We start from the raw sequence: 441 nt of genomic DNA on the forward strand, positions 1-441 counted from the left end.
GTACTACTCGTTTCTAAGAACTTTTATCCATTCAGTCTATTACAAATTCGCATAAAATAAATCTATTTTAAGGTTTTTAAACTTTCGTTTAATATTTGTCTTGACGAAATTGTTATTTCTTTAAAATTTAAAGGTTTAACAACTTTATTATCACTGTGCAATTTTCAAAGAACAAAAATATTGCTATAAGCGGCGCATTACGTCGTCAATTTCAATCTTTCCGGTACTCACTTACATAAGTAAGCTCTGTTCCTCAAGACTTCATTTCCTAGTCCTGCTTGCTTCTATCAATATTTTACCTATTGAGTTTCCTTAATTGGACTCTCAAAATTAAACAGATAACATAGAACCAGTTTTTCATGAAGTATTACCTTCATGTCGACTCCCTAGAAAGGAGGTGATCCAGCCGCAGGTTCTCCTACGGCTACCTTGTTACGACTT

Source organism: Clostridium amazonense (assembly GCF_056431285.1).